This window comes from Nitratiruptor sp. YY08-10 (genome assembly GCF_016629565.1).
In the GTDB taxonomy this organism is placed as follows: Bacteria; Campylobacterota; Campylobacteria; order Campylobacterales; family Nitratiruptoraceae; genus Nitratiruptor.
Map to the genome: position 1 here is coordinate 1,008,770 of NZ_AP023057.1, position 18,370 is coordinate 1,027,139.

The window sequence follows — 18,370 nt, forward strand, 5'->3', positions numbered from 1 at the left end:
AATGGATATGATTTTTAAAGGAAATGAAATGAATGATCCCGCACGATCTATTCGAATTCCAAATCTTCCCAAAGAATTGGAAGGACTGCAAGAGATTGCTCTTAATCTGTGGTGGAGCTGGAATGCAAGGGCCAGACGACTTTTTCGAACGATAGATCCCTATCGTTGGAAAGAGAGCGTCCATAATCCCATCAAACTTTTGCGTTCCCTTTCAAAAAAGGAGTATGAAAAACTTCTGCTTAACAAGGATTTTCTTAAAGAGTACCATTATGTCTATGCACTCTTTAAACAGTATATGCAGCCCTCTTCTTGCAAAGATTCAAAAACTGTTGCCTATTTTTGTGCAGAGTATGGCCTGCACCGATCCCTTCCTATCTACTCGGGAGGTCTAGGCTTTTTAGCTGGAGACATTTTAAAAGAAGCAAGCGATATGAATCTTTCGATGGTAGGCATAGGCTTTATGTATCCGGGTGGATATGTGCATCAGGTGATTGGGAGTGACGGATGGCAAAAGGGTGAGAATGAGACAATCGAAAAAGAGATCGCTCCCATTGAAAAAGTACTTGATGAAAAAGGGAATCATCTTACCATTCAAGTTCCATTGATCACTCCGGCAGTCTACGTTTCTGTATGGAGGGTCAATGTCGGACGGGTGAGCCTCTATCTTCTCGATACCGATATAGATCAAAACGATCCATGGGACAGGATGATAAGTTATCGTCTCTATACATCCGATATGCATCAAAGACTTAGACAGCAAATTGTTTTGGGTATCGGTGGCCATGCGGTTTTGGAAAGACTAGGAATTGAGTTTTCCATCCTGCATCTCAATGAAGGCCATCCTGCATTTGCTCTGTTTGAGAGACTTCGATATTTTGTAGAAAATAAAAATTTGAAGTTTAACGATGCAGTAGAAAAGGTCAAAAAAAGTTCCATCTTTACAACCCATACACCGTTAATGGCTGCAACGGATGTGTATGGATTTGATATGGTGGGAAAATATTTTGGCGAGTATGCAAAAAAACTCGACATTGATATAAACGATCTGCTTTCCTTTGGTATCGATCCAGCGAACCCATCAAATGGTTTCAATATGACCGTACTGGCTTTGAAATTGTGTGAATACAAAAATGGTGTCAGCAAAAAGCACCAGCAAGTAGCATCAAAGATCTGGCAACAAGTTTTAAAAGAGCAAAATTCCAAAATTGATGCGATTACTAATGGGGTGCATCTAAGTACATGGATCGATGGTGATTTGGAAAAAGAACTCGATAGAACTCTTGGCAGTGAGTGGTTGGATTTTCAAGATGATCCCGATATCTGGTTTAAAGTTGATGACATCGATGAAAAGTTCTTATGGCAGATGCATATACAAAACAAATATGATCTTTTTAATTTCATCAAAGAGAAAGGTCGCAAAAAATGGGCTGGAGGAACAACCGATCCAATGGTGCTCTTAGCAGAAGGTGTGATGCTCGATCCAGAAGTCCTCACTATCGGTTTTGCAAGACGAATGACCGAATACAAACGCCCAGATCTCATTTTGTACGATCTTGACAGACTTGAAAAAATAGTCAATGACCCTTCTAAACCTATGCAGATTATTTTTGCCGGAAAAGCGCATCCAGCAGATATTCCCGGTAAAAAAATTATCCAAAAGATATTCAATGTGGCAAAAAATCCAAAGTTTCAAGGTCGAATTGCTTTTATAGAAGATTACGGTGAAGAGCTTGCAAAATATATGGTCAAAGGTTGCGATATTTGGCTCAATAATCCAAAACTTCCTTTGGAAGCGTGTGGGACAAGTGGTATGAAAGCCTCCATAAACGGTGTTTTACACTGTTCGACCAAAGATGGTTGGTGGCTTGAAGGATTTAACGGCAAAAATGGCTGGGCATTTGGCGTGGATCCAAGCGATGATTTGAAAGACGCAAATGAATTGTACGATCTTTTGGAAAACGAGATTGTTCCACTCTATTATGATCAGGATGAAAATGGGATTCCATCAAGTTGGACGAAAATGATGAAGGAGGCTATCAAAAGTGTTGCTCCCCATTTTAGTGCCAGGCGTATGATGAAAGAGTACAAAAACAGATTTTATGAGAGGATAGGAGAAAAATGAATAGATTGATACCTGGCAAAAAAGCCCCAAAGGATATTTTGATAGATACGGCAAAACTGGTGAGCGAATATTTTTATATCAAAAAAGATCTTGCTCCTGTAAAATTTGGTACAAGTGGTCACAGGGGAAGTGCTCAAAGAAGAAGTTTCAATGAAGAGCATATTTTTGCCATATCTCAGGCACTCTGTAACTACAAAAAAAGAAGCGGTACGCAAGAGATCATCATCGGAATCGATACCCATGCCCTATCCACTCCTGCAAAGATGAGTGCGTTACGGGTTTTTGGAGCAAATGGGATAGAGGTAATCCATACTGACAAATTCACACCAACTCCATTAGTCTCTTTTACAATATTGGAAAAAAACAGAAAAGGTAGAAAGTGTGATGGAATCGTTTTGACTCCTTCACACAATCCACCAGAAGATGGAGGATACAAATACAATCCGCCCAATGGAGGCCCAGCCGATACGGATGTCACCTCCATTATCGAAAAAGAAGCAAATGAGATATTGCAAAACAGAAACTATACAGTGATCGATTATGAAGAGGCTTTGGAAAAAAAACATATCAAAAAAGAGGATTTCATCACTCCTTATGTTGAGTCATTGAATGAAATTGTTGATATGGAGTCGATCCAAAAAAGCGGACTTAAGCTCTGTGCAGATGCACTTGGCGGATCGACAATGCAGGTGTATGAAAAAATAAATGAGGTGTATGATCTGTCTCTTCATATCCGTCACAACTATCTTGATTACCGTTTCTCCTTTATGACGATCGATCATGACGGAAAGATCCGGATGGATTGCTCAAGTCCTTATGCAATGGCCTCTTTGCTGGAAATCAAAGAGAGATATGACCTGGCCTTTGCAAACGATACCGATGGAGACCGCCACGGCATCGTTACGCCTGTTGGGGGATTAATGAATCCCAACCATTTTTTGAGTGTGGCTATCTGGTATCTCTTTACACACAGAAAATGGCCCAAAAATCTCAAAATCGGAAAAACGTTTGTTTCCAGCTCCATGATCGATCGAGTGGCAAAAGATTTGGGCGTTGAAGTATATGAGACGCCAGTCGGTTTCAAATGGTTTGCTAAGGGTCTGTATGAAGGGTGGCTAGGATTTGCCGGTGAAGAGAGTGCGGGGGCGAGTTTTTTAAGAAAGGATGGAACTGTCTGGACAACAGATAAGGATGGCATCATCATGGCGCTTTTGGCAGCAGAGATCAAGGCAAAATTGAAAGATCCGGCTCTTATATATCAAGAGTTTGAAGCTAAATTTGGCAAAAGCTATTATGAAAGGATCGATGTCCCGGCAAACGAACAGATACGGATGAAAATAAAGGCGATTGATCCAAAGAAACTTGGTTTAAAAACATTGGCAGGTGAGCCTGTTGAAACTGTTTTCACACAAGTCAATGGTATGAGCGTTGGTGGTGTAAAAATCGTTACAAAAAATGGCTGGATCGCCATGCGACCATCGGGGACCGAAGATATCTACAAAATCTATGCCGAAAGTTTTCTATCCAATGAACATCTTCATGCACTGCAAGAAGAAGCACAAACCATTGTAAGGAATCTTCTATGAATGCCTACCATTTAGACTATCCACTAGAAATGGACAATGAGATAAAAAACCTCATGGCAAACGCTTACGGCGCTGTGTTGCATGAAAAAGAGAACGGTGTTACGGGATATTTCAACCTTCCCCAAGAATCGATGTTGATTGTTGAAGAGATCATGAAAAGAGAACTTTCTCAAAAGTTTGAAGCGATTGCCGTTATCGGGATCGGGGGTTCATCACTTGGTACGAAGGCTGTGGATCACTTTTTGCGATACAAAAAAGAACATAAACCGATCTTTTTTTTGGAAAACCCCGACCCTGTAGCGATACGACACCAGTTTGAACAGATCAAAAAAAACAAAACCCTTTTTATAGTCATTTCAAAATCGGGAGGGACCATTGAAACCCTCTCTATATTCAAAGCTGCGATTGCATATTTCAACATCGATTTACAAAAGGATACAGAGCAGATTTTGGTGATAACCGATATCGATTCACCTCTTCACGCTTTTGCAAATGAGTATGGAATCGAGAGTTTTGCAATCCCCAAAAATGTAGGCGGACGATTTTCTGTGATGAGTGCAGTGGGAATCGTACCCTTGACGATAGCAGGATACGATACGCAGAGCTTTTTGGAAGGTGCCAGGGGTATGTTCGATCGCTTTTTCATGCTTCATGAAGAGCATATTCTTATAAAAGCTGCTTTTATCTATAAAAATTGGCAGAAGCATAGAATGAACGTTCTTTTTTCCTATGCGGATGAATTGGAAGATTTCAATAAATGGTATGTTCAGCTTTGGGGAGAGTCCCTTGGCAAAAAAGACCGAAAAGGTAACCGTGTAGGCCCTACCCCCATCGCACACATAGGTTCGGTGGATCAGCACTCCTTCTTGCAGCTTGTCATGGAAGGTCCGCAGGACAAAACGCTCACTTTTATCTGTATCGATGATTTTGAGGAAGAGCTTACAATCCCAGATATCTCGTTGCCGCATCTTTCCAAAACAGATTTTGTCAATGGCTCCACATTCAACAGACTCATCAATGAAGAGTGCAAAGCAACAATGCAAAGTGTCAAAGCGCAAAATATTCCCGTCGATAAAATTGTTCTTCCCTTTATGAATGAAGAGAGTATTGGTGAATTGATGGCCTATTATGAGCTGCTTACCTCCGTTGTCGGAGAGATGTTCGGTATCAATACCTATAATCAACCAGGAGTTGAGCTTGGCAAAAAGATCCTTAAAGAGAGGTTTGCAAACAAATGAGAAGATTGCACCACTACTCAATCAATCCAAAATATCAAACGAGTGTTGCCTATTTTTCTATGGAGTTTGCCATTGACCAAGCACTCAAAACCTACTCCGGAGGTCTTGGATTTTTGGCAGGTTCGCATATGCGAAGTGCTTGTGAACTTCGTCAAAATATTATCGGTATAGGCATGCTTTGGAGCTACGGATACTATGATCAAAACAGATATGAGGATAATACGCTCAAGGTCGATTTTCGAAGAAAATTCTACTACTTTTTACAAGAGACAGGTGTTGTTGTCGAAGTTATGATCAACAATAAACCTGTCAAAGTCAAAGCCTATCTTCTTCCTGGCTCAGTCTTTGGTACGGCCCCTGTTGTTTTACTATCCACCGATATTTTTGAAAACGATTATCTCAGTCAGACAATAACCCATCGATTATACGATATCAATGAGGAGACCAGAATTGCTCAAGAGATTGTTTTAGGCATAGGAGGTTTAAAAGTACTCAAAGCTCTTGGACAAGAGATCGAAATCTATCATATGAACGAAGGGCACTCCTTGCCGTTGGCATTTGAACTGTATCAAACATATAAAGATATCCAAGAGGTACAAAAGCGGCTCGTTTTTACGACACATACTCCCGAAATGGCGGGAAATGAAGAGCATGATATCAATCTTTTGGCAAAAATGGGTTTTTTTGCAGGATTGAGTGCTCAGGAAGTACAAGAACTGCTTCATTATCATGAACAAAATTTCTCTTTGACAGTGGGTGCCTTGAAACTCTCCAAGCGATCAAACGCAGTATCGAAGATTCATGAAACGGTTTCCAATCAGATGTGGTCTCATGTGAAGGATAGAAGTGAGATTATCAGTATCACCAATGCACAAGACATGAACTACTGGGCCGATAAACAGCTGTTAAGATGGATGCAAGAACATGAAGATTATCAGCTCATTGGCAGAAAGAAACATCTTAAACATAAACTGTTCGAAGAGGTAGCTGATCAGACAGGAAAACTTTTTGATCCAGATGTATGTACACTCGTTTGGGCAAGACGATTTGCTGAGTATAAACGTCCAAAACTGCTTATCCGGGATATAGAGCGCTTTCGAAAGCTGATTCAAAATAGTGAATATCCGATCCAAATTATTTGGGCTGGCAAGCCCTATCCTTTCGATACGAATGCGATCGAAACCTTTAATGAACTTGTTTTGATGAGCAAAGAGTTTAAAAATGTGGCCGTATTGATTGGATATGAACTGCGTCTTTCTAAACTTTTAAAACAAGGAAGCGATCTGTGGCTCAATACGCCAAGGTGGGGAAGAGAGGCAAGCGGAACGAGTGGTATGAGTGCAGGAGTCAATGCAAGCATCAATTTTTCGATAGACGACGGATGGATTGCAGAGTTTGCAAAGGATGGCCAAAACGCTTTTGTCATTCCCCACGCAGATCCGAATCTGCCTATAGAAGAGATCGACAGGATCGATTATGAACATATGATGCAAAAGCTTGAAGACCTTATTTTACCGATGTATTACAACAATCCTAAAAAATGGATTCAGATTGCCAAAAACGGTATGCGAGATATTTTGCATTTCTTTGACAGCACAAGAATGGCGGATGAGTATTATCAAAAAATGTATATCCCATAAGGAGTAAATGATGATTAAAAGAAACCCAAAAAGTGTTACATTCATCGTGCACACAGATGCAAATGAGGTGATCCTTAAAGGAAGCTGGAACGGCTGGGAAGAAGAGCCAATGAAAAAGAACAAAGATGGCTCTTTTTCAAAAACAAAACGTCTGAAACCGGGCACGTATGAATTTGGATATCTTATCGACGGAGTTTGGACGATAGAAGAGACACTCCCAACTGCTCCTTCTCCTTATGGCAGCTTCAATTCTGTTTTGAAGGTAGAGCCATGAAAAAGGTCAAAGCGGTTATTATGGCTGGCGGGTTTGGAACCCGTATCCAACCTCTCACCCACTCTCTGCCAAAGCCGATGCTTCCTGTTATGAACGTTCCTATGATGGAGAATGTTTTAAAGCAGCTTGTCAATGTCGGTATCGACGAAGTAGTGATTCTTCTATATTACAAACCACAAATCATCAAAGACCATTTCAAAGATGGGAGTGAATGGGGCGTAAAAATCCATTACGTCTTGCCCGATGCAGATTATGGAACAGCGGGTGCCGTCGGTATGGCAAGAGAGTATCTGGATACAACATTTATAATCATCAGTGGTGATTTGGTAACCGATTTTGATTTTCAAAAAATTTTGCAATTCCATGAAAAAAGAGACTCAAAACTTACTATTACATTGACTTCTGTGGATAATCCTTTGCAGTTTGGGGTGGTTATTGTCAATGAAGAGGGGAAAATCGAGAAATTTTTGGAAAAACCAAGCTGGGGCGAGGTATTTAGCGATACGATAAACACAGGAATCTATGTCATTGAACCCGAGATTCTAAACTTTATTCCCAAAGGCGAATCCTTCGATTTTGCCAAAGATCTTTTTCCTTTGTTGATGAAAGAGGGGATTGATCTTTTGGGGTATACCGCCCATGGATACTGGAGAGATGTTGGCAATCCAGAGAGCTATCGGGAAGTACACAAAGATATCTTTTTGCAAAAAGTAAAATTTGAAATTCCTGGCAAAGTGATCAAATATCCTGAAGGAACGCTCTATCTGCAAGGCGACAGCGAAATAGATAAAAGTGTTGAGATTATCGATACGGTAGTGATTGGCAATAATGTAACGATTGGAAAAAATACAAGACTGCACAATGTAACCATTGGAGATAATGTTTCTATAGGTGAGGAGTGTAGACTGAGAAACTCCATTCTTTGGAATGGTATTACCATAGGGAAAAAGTGTACATTTGATAACGCCGTTATATGTAACGACAATGTTATCGAAGATATGGTTACCGCAAAAGCAGGTGTTATTTTAGCAGAAGGATGTCGCGTCGGAAAATTGGCCACTTTTGATCAAGATGTGACTGTCTGGCCGAACAAAGAGATAGAACCTGCCGCTATTGTAACGAACAATGTGGTCTGGGGAACAAAATACAAAAATGCCATCTTTCACGAAGGTATTATCCGTGGCAAAGCAAACATCGCAATCGGATGTGAGATGTCGTGCAAAATCGCCGAAGCCTTTGCATCTTTGCTACCGGAAGGAAGCACCATAGCTATTGGTCGTGATTTCGAAGACTCATCCAGAATGCTTAAACGTGCCTTTGATGGTGGGACTCTCGCTACGGGAGTCAATATTGAGGATTTACAAGAGATTCCACCATCAATATTGCGATACTATATTCGTGCCAATGAGCATATCGATGCTGGGGCCTATTTTCGCAAAAGCATCCAAGATCCTTCCAGTGTGGAAATCATTTTGTATACCAACGAAGGCCACAGACTCGATACGGATATGGCAAAGAATGTGGAGAAAAACTACTTTACGGAAAAGTTTCGAAAAGTTGATTATAAAGCTATGGGCAAGCTGATCGATGACGAACGTTTAAGAAAGAATGCATGTAGAATGTATCTGCAAAAAATTGAAGAACTGATCGATCACAAAATTATAAGAGGAAGCAATTTCAAAGTAGTGATCGATTTGATGTTTGGTATCACAAAAGAGATTTTTCCGCGTATTCTTTCTGAAATACAGATAGAAAATATTTTGCTCAATGCCTATTATGACAGATTGAAACTTGAAAATATCACCCATTATGCAAAAGAGTCCCGGTATGAATTGTCACGTATCGTTACCGCGTTGCATTTCCAGCTTGGAGTACTCATCTATCCGCACGGTCAGCGTTTGACGCTCATTAGTGACGATGGAGAGGTGTTGGATAGAGTCGATACACTCATAGCAGTACTTCGACTTATGGATATAGATGCGGCCCAAAAAGGGAAAAAATATAGAGTTTTCCTTCCATCCTGGGCACCGGATATGATGGATGGAGATTTTACAAACATTGAAATTGACAGAGGGAAATATTTCAATTTTAAAAGAGAAGATTTTAAACAATATGATCTTATTGCCACAGTAGATGGCAACTTTGCCTTTACAGAGTTTGCATATCATCGAGATGCGATCTATGCGACGCTCAAAATCATGGAGCTTTTAAGTCGTCACAATATTCTTCTTTCGCAGATAGAAAAAGAGATGAAGCATTTTTATTATAAAAAGTGCAAAATCCCTTGTCCGCAAAGCAAAAAGGGAAAAATGATGCGAAAGTTTATCGAATACGCCCATGATAAACCCCATTCCACTATCGATGGTGTAAAAATCTGGGAAAATGATACGGATTGGGTTTTGATGATTCCTGACCAGTATACCGAAGATCTCAATCTTTTCTTGCAAGCGAGTGACGAAGAAGAAGGAAAGCTGCTTCATGACAAATACAAAAAATTGATAAGTGAGTGGATGAACGAGTGAAAATAGCGATACTTTGGCATATGCATCAGCCAGATTACAGGGATGAAAAAGGGGTTTTTACTCTCCCCTGGGTCTTTTTGCATGCAATCAAAGATTATTATGATATGCCTTATATTGCAGCACAATATAATGTCAAGGTGAGTTTCAACCTTACGCCAATTCTCATAGAGCAGCTTCGAGATTACATTCAAAAAGGCCCTTCTTGCGACAGGATATTACAGCTGTTTCTTAAAAAAACGGACTTTTTAACGAAAGAGGAAAAAAATACCCTCCAAAAAGTGTGTAAAACAGTGCATCCTCAAACTATGGGTTATGGTCTGAACCATCGATTTTTTACATTGATTGAAAAAGAGGATCTTGATGATGAAGAGCTCAATGATTTGGAAGTCTATTTTCTTTTAAGCTGGTGTGGCAACTATCTAAGAAATACAAACAGTTTTATCCAATCCCTTCTACGAAAAAGCGGTTATACCCAAGAAGAAAAAGAGCATCTCATCCAAAATCTTTTTTCCTTTTTACCCTCTATTCTTCCATTTTATAGGAAATTGCAAGATGATGGGAAAATAGCTGTTTCGACGACTCCTTATTCCCATCCGATTTTGCCCTTGCTTTTGGATATCAATGTAGCGAAAGAGGCAAATCCCTCTATCACATTGCCAAAACAACCACTCTCATTGCAAGATGACGCCATTTTACATATACAAAAAGCAAAAGAGCTTTATAAAACTGTTTTTGGCAAAGAACCAAAAGGGTTTTGGCCGGCTGAAGGAGCAGTGGACGAAAAAAGTGTAACGCTGTATAAACAGGAAAACATCGCATGGATAGCGACAGATGAGGCGATCTTGTATAAGAGTGAAGAAAGCGATAAATATAGTCCCTACGCTTTTGAAGGTGTAAAAATCTTTTTTCGAGACCATGAACTGAGCGATCTTTTGGGATTTGTCTATAAAGATTTTCCAGCAGATAAAGCCGTTGAGGATTTTTCACAAAGACTTCCTCAAAAAGGCTCTGTTTTTATCATCTTGGATGGTGAAAATGCCTGGGAGTACTATCCCAAAAATGGCTGGGATTTTCTAAACGCTTTGTATGCAATGCTTGAAGAAAAAGATACTCTTACTTATGATGAAGCCGCTACGTTACAAGCAAAACCATTAAAAAGATTGGCACCCGGGTCATGGATTTATGGAAATTTTGATACATGGATCGGTGATGAAGAGAAAAACAGAGCATGGGAACTTCTGTTTCAAACCAAAAGAGATTCGATGCATCATGCACAGGACACATTTGTTCAACATCAATTTTTACTTGCCGAGACCTCTGACTGGTTCTGGTGGTATGGATATGGACACTATACGGAATTTGCACAAGAGTTCGACACCCTTTTTCGAAGCCACCTTATGGCAATATACAAGCATCTTGGCATAAACCCTCCACAAGATATAAGGATTCCGATTGTTGGGGCACATTCGATGCAAGCAATTATCAATGAGCCTCGAGGATATATATATCCTATTATTGATGGAAAAGTCACCTCCTTTTTCGAATGGCTCGATAGCGGGTATCTGGATGAGAAATCTTCTACGATGCAGAGTAATTTTGTCATTCAAAAGCTTTTTTGGGGAGAAAATGAAAGCTCTATCTTTTTTAGGATGGATGGAGATGGTGTGGCACTACTTGATTGTCGATGCTTTTTTGATGAGGATGAAGTCCAAATCAAACGAGTAGCAAAAGATGAAATCATTGAAATTGAAATCGATAAAAAGAGTTGCCAAAAAAAGGAGTTTGAAGTCCGAATCGAGATATTCAAAGAAAAGAGACTTCTTCAAATTCTTCCATCGACCACAAGACTCTATATAAGGATTGATAATGACTATACCCGTTACTGGTTTGTATGAGGTGGATGTATGAGTCGTCTCTATTTTGGGCTGCATATGCATCAGCCTACGCAAAATTTGCCGGAAGCGGTAGAGAATGCAGTACAAAGGTGCTATAGACCTCTTTTTCAAATTCTGCGCAAATATCCCGAGTTTTGTTTTGCACTGCACTGCAGTGGATGGCTGTTTGAAGAGCTCAAAGAGCGTTACAGCGATGTGTTTGAGGATATTTTGTATCTCAGTGATCAAGGCAGTATCGAATTTTTCACCGGAGGATTTTATGAACCGGTACTTGCCAGTATTCCAAGAGAGGATCGTATAGTACAGATTGAAAAACTCAATCATTTTATTCAGAACCATTTTTCAAAAACACCAAAAGGACTTTGGTTAACAGAGAGAGTATGGGAGAGCTCCATCGCATCCGATTTTATAGATTGCGGTATTGAGTATGTGGTGGTGGATGATTACCATTTTCTAGCCAGCGGATTTGACAAAGAGGAGCTTGAAGGCTACTTTTTCAGTGAAGAGAATGGTCACAGGTTTACTCTTTTTCCTATATCACAAGATCTTCGCTATGCTATCCCTTTTTATCCTGTGGATGAGGCGTTGCAGACTATTGCTTCTTTTGAAAATGCCATTTTGTTTGATGATGCGGAGAAATTTGGTTTGTGGCCGAATACCTATGAGTGGGTCTATGAAAAAGGGTGGCTCGAATCGTTTATCCAAAAAATTTTACAAAGTGATATTGAAACCAAACATTTTGAATCGATGCTGAGACAAAAACCGAGGGGACTTGCCTATTTGGCAAATGTCTCCTATTATGAGATGGGAGAGTGGAGCCTGAAGGCTAAAGATATTCTTGAACTTGAGAAACTCAAAGAAAAAGTGGGCAAAGAGTACTTTGAAACGATCGGTATCAAATTTATACGGGGAGGTATCTGGAGAAACTTTTTTGTCAAATATGAAGAGTCGAACAGACTTCATAAACGAATGCTTGATATCTCAAAAAGGCAAAAAAGTGAATCTTTGTACAAACTCCAGACAAACGATGTCTACTGGCATGGTATTTTTGGAGGATTGTATCTGCCAAACTTAAGAGACAATGCTTACCGTTTTGTTGCCGAGTGTGAAAAAACCCTTGATGATCGGATGGATGTTGCTGATAAAGATATGGATGGGTATAAAGAGCTTGAGGTTAAACAAGAGAATTTTGTGTGGCGATTCTATGAAAAGTCGGGGGGTCAGATTATTGAAATATTGGATATCGATTCGGCTTTCAACTTTCAAAATACCTTAACAAGAAGATACGAAGCCTATCATGAAACAATTCTTCATCCAAAGAAACAGAAAGGTGAAAAAGGCATCACAACCATTCATGAAATGGCTCCAAAAATAGACGAAGAAGTCAGAAAAAATCTCTTTTTTGACTGGTATGTGAAAAATTCAGCCATTGATCATTTCAGTGATACATCCTTCAATATCCAAACGTTTTTACAAAACAGTTTCAAGGAGTATGGAGATTTCGCCAATCAGCCTTTTACATTAAAAGAGCCAACTACCTTTGAGCGTCAAGGAGGGCTCTATCTTGATCAAAAATATCCGGCATCCATGAAAAAAACATATTTTATCGCTGCAAATTGCTTGAAAATGTCCATCGATTTTCACTCAACGTATACAAAGGAGCTTTTCTATATCAATGAGTGGAATCTCCATTTTGCCCATTATGAGTCACTTCTCATCAATGCAAAATTCTGCTGTGACGAATTGGAATTCTACTCAAAAAAGCTTGAGATTGTTGATCCGTTTACGCAAAAAACGCTTCATTTCTCATTTGACGAAGCAGTACGGATTTATGTCGTACCGCTTTGTACCGTATCCCAAAGCGAAAAAGGTTTCGAACGCACTCAGCAAGGCATCAGTATCGCTTTTTCGTTTGCTTTTGCAAAAACATTCCGATGGGATTTACAACTATGTCTGAAATAAGATACGATCTACTCCATAACGAATATATTATCATTGCACCAGAGCGGCTCCATAGACCTATGCCTCAGCCAACATCTCCTTTGGATTCTGTGCAAAACTGCCCTTTTTGTCCGGGTAATGAGAAATTGACACCTCAAGAGATTTTCTCAATCAAAACAAATGGATCTTGGCGAACAAGAGTCATACCAAATCTGTATAAAGCGGTTCAGATAGAGACCCCTTATGAATCTAAAAGAGATGGTTTAAATGAGATGTGGGGCGGATATGGTGCCCATGAGATTGTCATCGATACGCCAAATCATTACGCAAATTTGCATACTTTAAGCCAAGAGGAGATTTTTTTGTGGCTTTCGACTTTACAAGAGCGTTATATCGATTTATGCAAGGATAAAAAGTTGATAACTGTACAGATATTTAAAAATCATGGGCTCAGGGCGGGAGCCACCCAACCCCATCCACATACACAAATTATCGCTTTGCCGCTCATGACAAAAACGCATCTCGCTCTTTTTGAGCACTGCCAAAGGTATTATCATCATCACGGAAGATCCTTGCATGAAGATATTGTTGCTTTTGAGCAAAATGGACAAAGATCCCTTAAAGAGAGTGAACACTTTTTTACCTACACTCCGTATGCCTCCTCTTTTGCCTTTGAAACAGCAATCATCGCAAAAAATGTAAGATTTGGGGAGTGTTCAAACATGCAGCTGCAAGAATTGGCAGAGCATATTCGCTTACTTTTTTTTGCTTTATCAAGAGAGCTTGGCGATTTTCCTTTTAATCTACTTTTCTATTTGCCACCACTCAATGAAAACTTTGAAAACAGCTCCTTTTTTCATGAAGTAAACAATATTTTTCGTTTCTACGTTCGTGTTACGCCAAGAATGTACACACTTGCGGGATTTGAAATGGCAACTGGATCGATGATCAATCCTGTAGTTCCGGAGATGGCGGCACAGCTTCTTAGGAGATGGTATGAAACTGGCTCTTGATATAGGAGGTACATACATCAGGTGGGAGATGGCAAACGGCATAAAGGGGAAAGAACGGCTCGATAAAATTGATTTGCAAACATTTATTCAAGATTTGATCAAAAAAGGGAAAATTACTCATATGGGGATTTCCTATGCCGGACAGGTTTTCAGGAATGAGATTTTATCTGCTCCCAATATCCATGCCACTTTTGATCCAAAAAAAATGGGTATACCATATGTTATAGAAAATGATCTCAAATGTGCCGTTTTAGCTGAAGCTCAATTTTTTAACGCCTCCTGCATTACAGCTCTCTATTCCGGCACAGGTCTTGGCAGCGCTACAATCGATCAAAATAGAATTGTTCGGGGTTTTAGAAATTTAGCAGGTGAAATCGGTCATATTCCGTATAAAAAGGCTCCTTTTCGTTGTGGGTGTGGAAAAGATAACTGTATTGAGCTTTTTGCATCAGGCAGCGGCTTGCAAAAGTGGGCAAACTATCTAAAAACAGAGGCGACGCTAAAAAACAAAGTGCTCTATGCGCTCTATACTGAAGCACTTTTGTATGCAACTGCAACTGTTTTGACACTTTTTAATCCTTCTGTTTTGGTTCTGGGAGGGGGTGTCATAAAAAACAGTCCTGATATAATCGGTGTGATACAAGAAAAGATTGAGAGTTTTTCTCCCCCATTTTCTTTGAAAGATGTGCAAATCAAACTTACGCAACTTGAAGATGCCTCTTTGGAGGGAATAAAAATTTTATTAGAAAGGCTTCCATGAAACAGATTCTCTTTTGCGCTTCAGAGATGACACCATTTGCTAAAACCGGTGGCTTGGCCGATGTAGCTTCGGCTCTGCCAAAATATCTGAAGAAACTGGGACACAACGTTAAAGTTGTCCTGCCGCGATACTACACGATTAATAAAAATGATTTGGAGTTTGTTATTGGAAATATCGGTGTGGATATGGGACCACTTGGCACGTTGTGGTGCGGTGCATACAAGACTATCTATGAAGAAGTAGAAGTCTATTTTATCGATTATGAGATCTTTTTTGGTAGAGCTAATCTCTATACAGACTATAATGGTTACTCTTATCCGGACAATGATGCGCGTTTTATCTTCTTTTCCAAAGCGGCACTGGAACTTGCAAGAGCTTTGGATTTCAAGCCAGACATTGTCCATGCGAATGATTGGCACACTGCAGCCCAACCGATACTGCTCAATACTCTTTTGCGAAATGACCCTTTCTTTCAAAAAACCGCTTCTGTTTTTACGATACACAATCTCCAGCATCAAGGCGTCTTTGCTAAAAGTGCTTTTGAATATCTGGGAATTGGCTGGGAACACTTTAATATGTACGAAATGGAGGCCCTTGGAGCGCTTAATCTCATGAAAGGCGCAATCTATCATGCAGACAAAATCACAACAGTAAGCCCCAAGTATGCCCAAGAGATACAGACGCCCCAGTTTGGTTTTGGTTTGCAAGAGCATATCAAAGCCCATGCATATAAGCTTTTTGGAATATTAAACGGGGTCGACTATGATGAGTGGAATCCAAAAACGGATCCCTTTATAGCAAAAAACTACGATATCGACGATCTTAGCGGTAAAAAAGTGTGTAAGATAGATTTGCAAAAAAGCTTTCATCTTGCCCAAAAAGATGATATTCCACTTATTGGTTTCGTGGGACGATTTGCACAGCAAAAAGGAATAGAGCTGATAGCTGCAGCCATGCATGAATTGGTACATCTGCCTTTGCAGATGGTCTTTTTAGGCAGCGGAGAAAAATGGGCGGAAGGTTTTTTCCAAGATATTGCAAGTCGATATGAAAATGTTGGCTGCTATGTGGGATACTCCAATGAGCTTGCCCACAAGATTGAAGCAGGAAGTGATCTTTTCTTGATGCCAAGTCTCTTTGAGCCATGTGGACTCAATCAGATCTACTCTCTTCGCTATGGAACACTTCCAATTGTGCGTGCTGTCGGCGGACTTGATGATACGATCCAAAACTATGAACCCCACACAAAAACGGGAGATGGTTTCAAGTTTTACGATGCGACCAAAGAGGCTCTCATCGGAACTGTTCGCTGGGCTGTCGATACGTGGCTGCATGACAAAGAGGGAGTACATACAATGATCCATACCGCTATGAGCAAGCGGTTCGACTGGCAAAGAAGCGCTAAAGAATATGAAAGAGTCTATGAACTGGCAATGGAGACAAAACAATGATTTGCCATGATGTAACGCGTTTTAGCGATTTTGATATATATCTATTCAAAGAGGGAACTCATACGAAACTGTATGAAAAATTTGGTGCTCATATTATGCAATATCAAGGGGAAAATGGGGTCTATTTTGCCGTATGGGCGCCTCATGCAAAATATGTAAGCGTTGTGGGGGATTTTAACGGTTACAACGCTACCGCTCATCCTCTTAAAAAAAGAGAGGATGAAAGCGGAATATGGGAAGGCTTTACGATTGAAGCAAAGATTGGTCAAACCTACAAATACCATATCATCACTCCCTATGACACTGTTTTGCTCAAAGCAGACCCCTACGCATTTTATGCAGAAAAGCCTCCAAAGTCGGCTTCAAGGATCTGGTCTTTAAAGGGATATGGCTGGAAAGATAGCCAATGGATGCAAAAAAGAGCCAAAACAAACATTCACGAATCACCAATGAACATCTACGAAGTACATTTGGGCTCTTGGAGAAGAAAAGATGATGGAAGTTATCTAAGCTACACGGAAGCTGCAAAAGAATTAGCCCAGTATCTAGTAAAGTTGGGATATACCCATGTGGAGCTACTGCCCATTACCGAATATCCTTTCAAAGGGTCCTGGGGCTATCAGGTAAGCGGTTACTATGCTCCAACTGCAAGGTATGGCACACCGCAAGAGTTTATGGAGTTTGTGGATATTATGCATTCTCATGGAATTGGTGTCATACTGGATTGGGTGCCCTCGCACTTTGTCACGGATGGGCACGGACTCATCGCTTTTGATGGAACGGCTCTGTATGAGTACGCTGATCCTAAAAAAGGCTATCATCCAGAGTGGAAAAGCGCCGTTTTCGATTATGGCAAAAACGAAGTACGAGCTTTCTTGATCTCATCAGCGCATTTTTGGCTTGAAAAGTATCATATCGATGGTATCCGAGTAGATGCAGTAGCAAGTATGCTCTATCTTGATTATGGAAGAAAAGAAGGGGAGTGGGAGCCAAACATCTATGGGGGCAATGAAAATTTAGAAGCGATCTCGTTTTTAAAGCAGCTTAACGAGAGTTGTTACGGCACATTTGAAGGCATTACAATGATTGCAGAAGAATCCACTGCATTTCCTGGTGTTACAAAACCAGTCTTTGCAGGAGGACTTGGCTTTGGATATAAATGGAATATGGGCTGGATGCATGATACTCTCAAATACTTCAAAACCGATCCCCTCTTTCGCAAATATCATCACAACCAGATCACTTTTTCCATGTGGTACGCCTATGATGAGAACTTTATTTTGCCTCTGAGCCATGATGAAGTAGTCCATATGAAAGGCTCGCTCATCAACAAAATGCCAGGAGACATCAATCAAAAACTGGCAAACTTAAAAGCTCTTTTTGGATATATGGCAGCCCATCCAGGCAAAAAACTTCTTTTTATGGGAGGAGAGTTTGCCCAGTTCAAGGAGTGGAATTTTGATGGAGAGCTTCAGTGGGAACTTTTGCAAGATCCCAAACATAAAGCTTTGCAAAGGATGTTACAAGATCTCAACACCCTTTACAAAACTACTCCGGCTCTGTATCAATGGGATGAAAAAAGAGAGGGGTTTATCTGGCTCAATGAAAAGGATTGGGAACGAAGTGTTTTGAGTTTTGCAAGAGTAGCAAAAGATGGGACCATCGTTGTTGTGTGCAATTTTGCCGATACCCAGTATGAAAACTATATTCTGCCCGTTCCAAAGAAAGGAGAATACAAAGAGATTTTTAATTCCCAACATCCAAAATATCTGGGATGGGACTGCTATCCAGACAGATTTTTGCAAAGCGAGCCAATGGAGTGCTGTGGATTTGAAAATTCCATCACTATAACTCTTCCAGCCTTAAGTGTGATTTATTTACGATTAACTTCATAGGAGTATAATAGAACTAAAGCGCAAAAAGGAGGC

General features: G+C 40.2%; 12 protein-coding genes. All 12 read left to right on the forward strand.

Annotation, left to right across the window (positions count from 1 at the left end; genetic code table 11):
- Nucleotides 1-28: 28 nt before the first annotated feature.
- Genes glgP (JG735_RS05470) through glgB form a run of 12 tightly spaced genes read left to right on the forward strand, consistent with a single transcriptional unit; the run spans nt 29 to nt 18,337 of the window.
- Nucleotides 29-2,122: an alpha-glucan family phosphorylase gene (gene glgP, locus JG735_RS05470; protein ID WP_201334078.1), complete on the forward strand. Its 2,094-nt coding sequence runs from the start codon at nt 29-31 to the stop codon at nt 2,120-2,122.
- Nucleotides 2,119-3,708 carry a phosphoglucomutase gene (locus tag JG735_RS05475; protein ID WP_201334079.1) on the forward strand — a complete coding sequence of 530 codons (1,590 nt, stop codon included), beginning with the start codon at nt 2,119-2,121 and terminating at the stop codon, nt 3,706-3,708. Before glgP (JG735_RS05470) ends, JG735_RS05475 begins: the two co-directional genes overlap by 4 nt.
- Nucleotides 3,705-4,946 (forward strand): glucose-6-phosphate isomerase, encoded by a 1,242-nt coding sequence (locus tag JG735_RS05480; protein WP_201334080.1) that lies wholly within the window; start codon nt 3,705-3,707, stop codon nt 4,944-4,946. The genes JG735_RS05475 and JG735_RS05480 overlap by 4 nt, the downstream gene beginning before the upstream one ends.
- Nucleotides 4,943-6,586, forward strand: coding sequence for an alpha-glucan family phosphorylase (gene glgP, locus JG735_RS05485; RefSeq protein WP_201334081.1), 1,644 nt, complete (start codon nt 4,943-4,945; stop codon nt 6,584-6,586). The genes JG735_RS05480 and glgP (JG735_RS05485) overlap by 4 nt, the downstream gene beginning before the upstream one ends.
- Before the next feature lie 10 nt (nt 6,587-6,596).
- A complete protein-coding gene (locus tag JG735_RS05490) occupies nt 6,597-6,860 on the forward strand; it encodes a glycogen-binding domain-containing protein (RefSeq protein WP_201334082.1) in 264 nt (87 codons plus the stop codon).
- Nucleotides 6,857-9,382, forward strand: coding sequence for a sugar phosphate nucleotidyltransferase (locus JG735_RS05495; protein ID WP_201334083.1), 2,526 nt, complete (start codon nt 6,857-6,859; stop codon nt 9,380-9,382). The genes JG735_RS05490 and JG735_RS05495 overlap by 4 nt, the downstream gene beginning before the upstream one ends.
- The gene (locus JG735_RS05500) at nt 9,379-11,277 is read left to right on the forward strand and encodes a glycoside hydrolase family 57 protein (protein ID WP_201334084.1); all 1,899 of its coding nucleotides are present in this window, start codon (nt 9,379-9,381) and stop codon (nt 11,275-11,277) included. Before JG735_RS05495 ends, JG735_RS05500 begins: the two co-directional genes overlap by 4 nt.
- A 9-nt stretch (nt 11,278-11,286) precedes the next feature.
- Complete coding sequence (locus JG735_RS05505) at nt 11,287-13,239, forward strand: alpha-amylase/4-alpha-glucanotransferase domain-containing protein (RefSeq protein WP_201334085.1); 1,953 nt, start codon at nt 11,287-11,289, stop codon at nt 13,237-13,239.
- On the forward strand, nt 13,227-14,231 hold the full coding sequence (locus JG735_RS05510; RefSeq protein WP_201334086.1) for a DUF4931 domain-containing protein: 1,005 nt from the start codon (nt 13,227-13,229) through the stop codon (nt 14,229-14,231). The genes JG735_RS05505 and JG735_RS05510 overlap by 13 nt, the downstream gene beginning before the upstream one ends.
- Nucleotides 14,215-14,991, forward strand: coding sequence for an ROK family protein (locus JG735_RS05515; protein ID WP_201334087.1), 777 nt, complete (start codon nt 14,215-14,217; stop codon nt 14,989-14,991). Before JG735_RS05510 ends, JG735_RS05515 begins: the two co-directional genes overlap by 17 nt.
- Nucleotides 14,988-16,442, forward strand: a complete 1,455-nt coding sequence (gene glgA, locus JG735_RS05520) for a glycogen synthase GlgA (RefSeq protein ID WP_201334088.1) — start codon at nt 14,988-14,990, stop codon at nt 16,440-16,442. Before JG735_RS05515 ends, glgA begins: the two co-directional genes overlap by 4 nt.
- Nucleotides 16,439-18,337, forward strand: coding sequence for a 1,4-alpha-glucan branching protein GlgB (gene glgB / locus JG735_RS05525; RefSeq protein WP_201334089.1), 1,899 nt, complete (start codon nt 16,439-16,441; stop codon nt 18,335-18,337). Before glgA ends, glgB begins: the two co-directional genes overlap by 4 nt.
- Nucleotides 18,338-18,370: the final 33 nt, after the last annotated feature.

Coding starts and splice junctions, on each gene's coding strand:
- glgP (WP_201334081.1), top strand. CDS start 4,943: ATGAGAAGATTGCACCACTACTCAATCAATCCAAAATATCAAACGAGT.
- JG735_RS05515 (WP_201334087.1), top strand. CDS start 14,215: ATGAAACTGGCTCTTGATATAGGAGGTACATACATCAGGTGGGAGATG.
- glgB (WP_201334089.1), top strand. CDS start 16,439: ATGATTTGCCATGATGTAACGCGTTTTAGCGATTTTGATATATATCTA.
- JG735_RS05490 (WP_201334082.1), top strand. CDS start 6,597: ATGATTAAAAGAAACCCAAAAAGTGTTACATTCATCGTGCACACAGAT.
- JG735_RS05505 (WP_201334085.1), top strand. CDS start 11,287: ATGAGTCGTCTCTATTTTGGGCTGCATATGCATCAGCCTACGCAAAAT.
- glgP (WP_201334078.1), top strand. CDS start 29: ATGAATGATCCCGCACGATCTATTCGAATTCCAAATCTTCCCAAAGAA.
- glgA (WP_201334088.1), top strand. CDS start 14,988: ATGAAACAGATTCTCTTTTGCGCTTCAGAGATGACACCATTTGCTAAA.
- JG735_RS05475 (WP_201334079.1), top strand. CDS start 2,119: ATGAATAGATTGATACCTGGCAAAAAAGCCCCAAAGGATATTTTGATA.
- JG735_RS05480 (WP_201334080.1), top strand. CDS start 3,705: ATGAATGCCTACCATTTAGACTATCCACTAGAAATGGACAATGAGATA.
- JG735_RS05495 (WP_201334083.1), top strand. CDS start 6,857: ATGAAAAAGGTCAAAGCGGTTATTATGGCTGGCGGGTTTGGAACCCGT.
- JG735_RS05510 (WP_201334086.1), top strand. CDS start 13,227: ATGTCTGAAATAAGATACGATCTACTCCATAACGAATATATTATCATT.